The following is a 4,733-nucleotide window of genomic DNA, read 5'->3' as shown; positions in this document are numbered from 1 at the left end:
TAATACGATATAAACTAATCTCGCCAACGGGTACTAATGTAAGATAAAAGAGGCCCCCTCTATGTGTGCAATGGATAAAGGGGACCTCGCTAATAAAAAAGGGATGTGAACTTAAATTTTACCAACCAAATCTATACTTGGTTTCAGTGTTTCGCCGCCTTTCTTCCATTTTGCGGGACATACTTCACCGTCGTGCGTTGCAACGAACTGTGCAGCTTCTACCTTGCGGAGAAGTTCGTCGGCATTACGTCCGATGTTATTGTCCTGTATTTCGGCAATCTTGATTTTGCCTTCGGGGTTCACGACAAATGTGCCGCGGTAAGCCATACCTTCTTCTTCGATCATTACACCGAATGCACGAGTCAGCACGCCTGTAGGGTCTGCCAGCATCGGATACTTGATCTTACGGATACTTTCGGATGCATCGTGCCATGCTTTGTGCACGAAGTGAGAGTCGGTACTTACTGAGTATACCTCTACACCCATTGCCTGGAATTGCTCGTATTTTTCAGCGATGTCCACCAGTTCGGTAGGGCATACAAACGTAAAGTCTGCGGGATAGAAGAAGAATATTGCCCACTTGCCTTTTACGTCTTCGTTAGTTACTGTTTTGAAACTTCCGTTCTGGAATGCCTGAACTTTGAATTCAGGAAGCTGAGAATTGATAATTGGTTCCATAATCTTTTTTGTTTTAAAAGGTTTAGTACTTTGTTTTTTCGATGATGCAAAAATATAGCATCTTTTGCCGATAGAACAAAAAAAACGATTGAAAAGATTTATGGGCCGATAGACGAAATCTATACAACGCACTGAGTTGCCCGCAGGGACAGCATTTCGCGGGGTACAGAGGCTTGTATTTCTTTTGTGAGTACCTCCAATAAAGTGGTTCGTATGAAATGTTCGTTGGTGATGAGAATGATCTGCCGGGTAGGAGTGGGAATGGCAAAGGGGCGCACCAACTCTTTCTGTGTATCGTTGAGCTGATCGATTGCAAGTTCAGGAATGAAGGTAACGCCTTTACCGCTTTCTACCATACGCATGAATGTCTCCATGCTACCTAGATGATAAGCGATCTGGCTGGCTTGTGCCGCCTTCATCTGACAGAAGCGGACTAACTGGTCGCGGAAGCAATGTCCCTCGTCAAGCATCCAAAGCTGTTCGTCGCTGAGATCGGAGGTACGGATAATCTTATTATCGAACAGTTTGCTTTCGCGCGCGATATAAGCATAGAATTGTTCGTAGAATAAAGGTATCTGGCGGAAGTCATCCTTTTCAGGCAGGGTGGCGATGAGGCCGGCATCTATCTCTCCTTTTATAAGAGCCTGTTTGATGTCCTTCGTCTTCATCTCTGTTACGCGGATATCCAATTTAGGATATTTCTTCATCAGTTGCGGAAAGAAGCGGGGCAACAGGTAAGGGGCGATGGTGGGGAGTATACCTAACTTAAAGACACCCGACAAGGAGTGCTTCTCTTCTTCAATAATATCCTTTATATGGCCTGCCTGTTCCAATACGATACGGGCTTGCTCTATTACAAGTTGTCCGACTGGAGTAGGACAGATGGGCTGTTGGCTGCGGTCGAATATCTTGGTGTCTAACTCGTCTTCCAGTTTCTGTATCATGGCACTCAGGGTGGGTTGAGTTACACGGCAATGTTCCGCGGCTTTGGCGAAATGGCGGAACTGACTAACGGCAAGAATGTATTCCAGTTGTTGTAAAGTCATGATAAATAAGGGGTTTGAACGGGTTATATAGATTCTGTCTATGCAAAGATAGAAATTATCTGTTTGACAAGCATGGGTTTCCGCCTTATCTTTGTACAAAAAACGAAGAAAGGCTGCATCTCAGCATAATCAAGCAAGCTTGCTTCTGCCTTCGATTTGCACTTTCTTTGCAACAGAAAAAAGAAAAACAGTATAAATTATTAAAACCATAGAATTATGAAGACTTTAAATTATATCAAGTTAAATGGATCGGGAGTAGCTAACGTAGTATCTGCATTGCATCAACTTTTGGCAGATTTCCAGGTATATTACACGAATCTGCGCGGTTTCCACTGGAACATCAAGGGGCATGGTTTCTTCGTATTGCACGAGAAGTTTGAAAGTATGTATGACGACGCAGCCGAGAAGGTGGACGAAATTGCAGAACGTATCCTGATGCTGGGTGGTGTACCCGAAAACAAGTTCAGCGAATACCTGAAAGTTGCAAAGATCAAAGAAGTATCTGACGTGGCTTGCGGCAGCGATGCGGTTAGCAATATTCTTGAAACTTACGGATACCTCATTGGTGAGGAGAGAAAGATCATTGAACTGGCTAATGAAGCAGGCGACGACGTTACTGCCGACCTGATGACAGGCTATCTGAAAGAACAGGAAAAGATGGTTTGGATGCTGGTTGCTTTCAGCACAAAAGGATGCACAGACAAATAATATATAGGTTTAGGTGATAAATGATGGAAAAGGTGATGAAGTGGTGGAAACACTGCTTGGTCACCTTTTCTTTTTTTCTAAAAATACTACCTCTCAATAGTAGATGTAGTGGCAGTCTTAACAGATAGCCCTAATCCACGCAAGTATTGGCGTGTATTGAAAACACGCCTAAAAAAGAAGGCAGTGACTTCTCCGCACTATTCAATCTATTCCATCGCCTAAGGCAGAACCTTTTAAGTTATGGATGGGCAAGTGGCTGTAGAATATCTTGACCAAATGCAAGGCCCCGAACTTTCCATTAACCAAGCATTAATGGACTACAGAGTGTCGGCATTTCCCGCTTTATTGAAATTGTACGCGTATTCGGAAGAAGACTATCGCTTGACTATGGTCGGAAAACAATACTCTTTTCTTCCGCAGTCATCGGCTACCAAGGTTTTGAAATGGATCAGAAACATTCGCCTCGCCCTCAAAGGGATAAGCCTGATGGCGGCTTGTGCTCTGATTGATATAGCGTTGAATCTGGAAGATATATTGAGTTTCTTCGAGTCAGGAGGAAGATCCTATTTTCAGTATGATGTGGCGCAGGATTTCTTGGCGCCTATCCTTGTTACACTGGGTGTATTGATAGGTGATATCATGCATTTGGCCGGATTGTATGGCATGGAAGATTTGTCGGGAAGCGAAGATGCGAAAGCGATGACGAAGGTGCATAAAGGCTTCTGTTCTTTTGTTGATAGGTTATATTATTCCGGGTGTAGGCTCAGTGATATCATTGATAGGATATGTGATATATTATCTGGCGTGGAAGAATAATATTTGCAAGGCATCGTTTGTGGAAGTGAAGTAACTGTGCCCTAATTTATGCAAATATCTCCTTTCTGTCGGTTTTTGAGAGAAATGCTCTTTCCGTTCTTTCAGTCTTTCAGCCCTTCCGAGCTCCCTGTTCATCGGCATTCCGGCTGAAAGATGCCTGAAACAACATTCAGGTCGGAAGTTTCAGCCGGAATGCCGATGAACAGGGAGCTCGGGAAAAACTGAAAGACTGAAAGAAGAAAAAGTTTTTTTATGACTTAGTAATGTTAAAAAATAAATAGAGGGGGATAAACGATCATTTATGTACCAAGCTGTTTTATGAAGAATGATTAAGTTCTTTTTTGAAGAATATTTGACCTGAAAACAAGTAATGATGTGATCCGGTACAAGTAATGTTGTGGGTGATTACATTGCTTGTTCTCATCCATAACAAGCAATGTAATTTCAGGCAATGATCACCCCATGACTATGCTTGGATTTACTTTACACTTTTGTTTTGATATATACTGCTTTTCTTCACAGTTAAAAATAGTCTTCCTGTTTAAGTTTACATCTTGGATTTTACGTTCCTGATAAACTTTACACATTCCCTTGCCGGTTATAAATATATACATCTTCTATAGATGTGTATTTTTCCATGACCCAATTAGCCATTAATTATATATCCGACAAGGAATATTATGAAAAACACCACGGTGGTTTGCCTTAGCGGCTGGAGGCGTGAAGCCTCCAAAGAGCGTTAAGCTGTTGCGCTAACCCTCATTTCCTTGGGTGTTTTCATATTATTACTCCTGTGTGGGCGTATATTATTGTAGAAATCAATAATCCGGGCTATCCTGATTCTTGCTTCGACAATATTCCCGGGACGTTTCTCCCTGTATAGCCACTCCTGTTTTATAATTCCATTTACCCTCTCGGCAATCGCATTGTCAGTGGGATTCCCGTCTTCTGTCATACTAATGGAGATATTCATTTCCTTGAGCCTGTCCACATATCTATTACAACAATATTGTGCCCCTCTGTCCGAGTGATGGGTCAGTCGTGTGAAATCAGCCTCGGGAAACATGGTTATGGCCTGGTTGAGTGCTTGCAGAGTGTTCTCCGCTACAAGACTCTCGGACAGGGTCCAGCCTACTATCTCATGGGTAAACGCGTCAGTAAGCAAGTGGAGATAGCAGATGCCGTCGTCCGTTTCAATATAGGTGATGTCCGCCACCCATAACAGGTTCAAGGTGGGAGGCTTATATCCTTTTATACGGTTCTTGTACATCCGGTAGTTATGGTTGGAGTTGGTGGTATGACGGCGTTTTAAGGCGGGAAGCATGAGCCCCTTGCGACGCAGCAGGCGGTAGAAGCGGTCACGCCCCATCAGCTTGCCTTCATATATATCCCGCAAAATGAGAAACAGCTTGTAAGCGCCAATACCGGGTGCCAATGTGCGGATTTCCTGCACAAGCCCGATGACTTTTACTTCCGTGAGAATTC

General features: G+C 43.3%; 4 protein-coding genes and 1 pseudogene. 2 read left to right on the top strand and 3 right to left on the bottom strand.

The genetic code is table 11. The annotated features are described in order from the left end of the window. Positions 1 to 111 precede the first annotated feature (111 nt). Positions 112 to 678: an alkyl hydroperoxide reductase subunit C gene (gene ahpC, locus BACCELL_RS07615; protein WP_007211096.1), complete on the bottom strand. Its 567-nt coding sequence runs from the start codon at positions 676 to 678 to the stop codon at positions 112 to 114. Between the two features lie 119 nt (positions 679 to 797). Beyond that, positions 798 to 1,724, bottom strand: coding sequence for a hydrogen peroxide-inducible genes activator (locus BACCELL_RS07610; protein ID WP_007211095.1), 927 nt, complete (start codon positions 1,722 to 1,724; stop codon positions 798 to 800). 216 nt (positions 1,725 to 1,940) lie between these two features. Here BACCELL_RS07610 and BACCELL_RS07605 point away from each other — a divergent pair, with 216 nt between their 5' ends. Together BACCELL_RS07605 and BACCELL_RS25995 are read left to right on the top strand one after the other, a co-directional pair. Beyond that, a complete protein-coding gene (locus tag BACCELL_RS07605; protein ID WP_007211093.1) occupies positions 1,941 to 2,432 on the top strand; it encodes a Dps family protein in 492 nt (163 codons plus the stop codon). An 81-nt stretch (positions 2,433 to 2,513) separates the two neighbouring features. Then, positions 2,514 to 2,756: pseudogene (locus tag BACCELL_RS25995) on the top strand (BRO-N domain-containing protein); the annotation flags it as partial. A gap of 1,231 nt (positions 2,757 to 3,987) precedes the next feature. On the opposite strand, the gene BACCELL_RS07595 reads toward BACCELL_RS25995, so the two are convergent. After that, positions 3,988 to 4,733: IS3 family transposase (locus BACCELL_RS07595; protein ID WP_007211089.1), on the bottom strand; the 746-nt coding region annotated here is incomplete at its 5' end.

Source organism: Bacteroides cellulosilyticus DSM 14838 (genome assembly GCF_000158035.1).
Classification (GTDB): domain Bacteria; phylum Bacteroidota; class Bacteroidia; order Bacteroidales; family Bacteroidaceae; genus Bacteroides; species Bacteroides cellulosilyticus.
Note: the sequence above shows the minus strand (reverse complement) of the source record. Positions and strands in the feature narration are given on the sequence as shown.

Coding starts and splice junctions, on each gene's coding strand:
- BACCELL_RS07610 (WP_007211095.1), bottom strand. CDS start 1,724: ATGACTTTACAACAACTGGAATACATTCTTGCCGTTAGTCAGTTCCGC.
- ahpC (WP_007211096.1), bottom strand. CDS start 678: ATGGAACCAATTATCAATTCTCAGCTTCCTGAATTCAAAGTTCAGGCA.
- BACCELL_RS07605 (WP_007211093.1), top strand. CDS start 1,941: ATGAAGACTTTAAATTATATCAAGTTAAATGGATCGGGAGTAGCTAAC.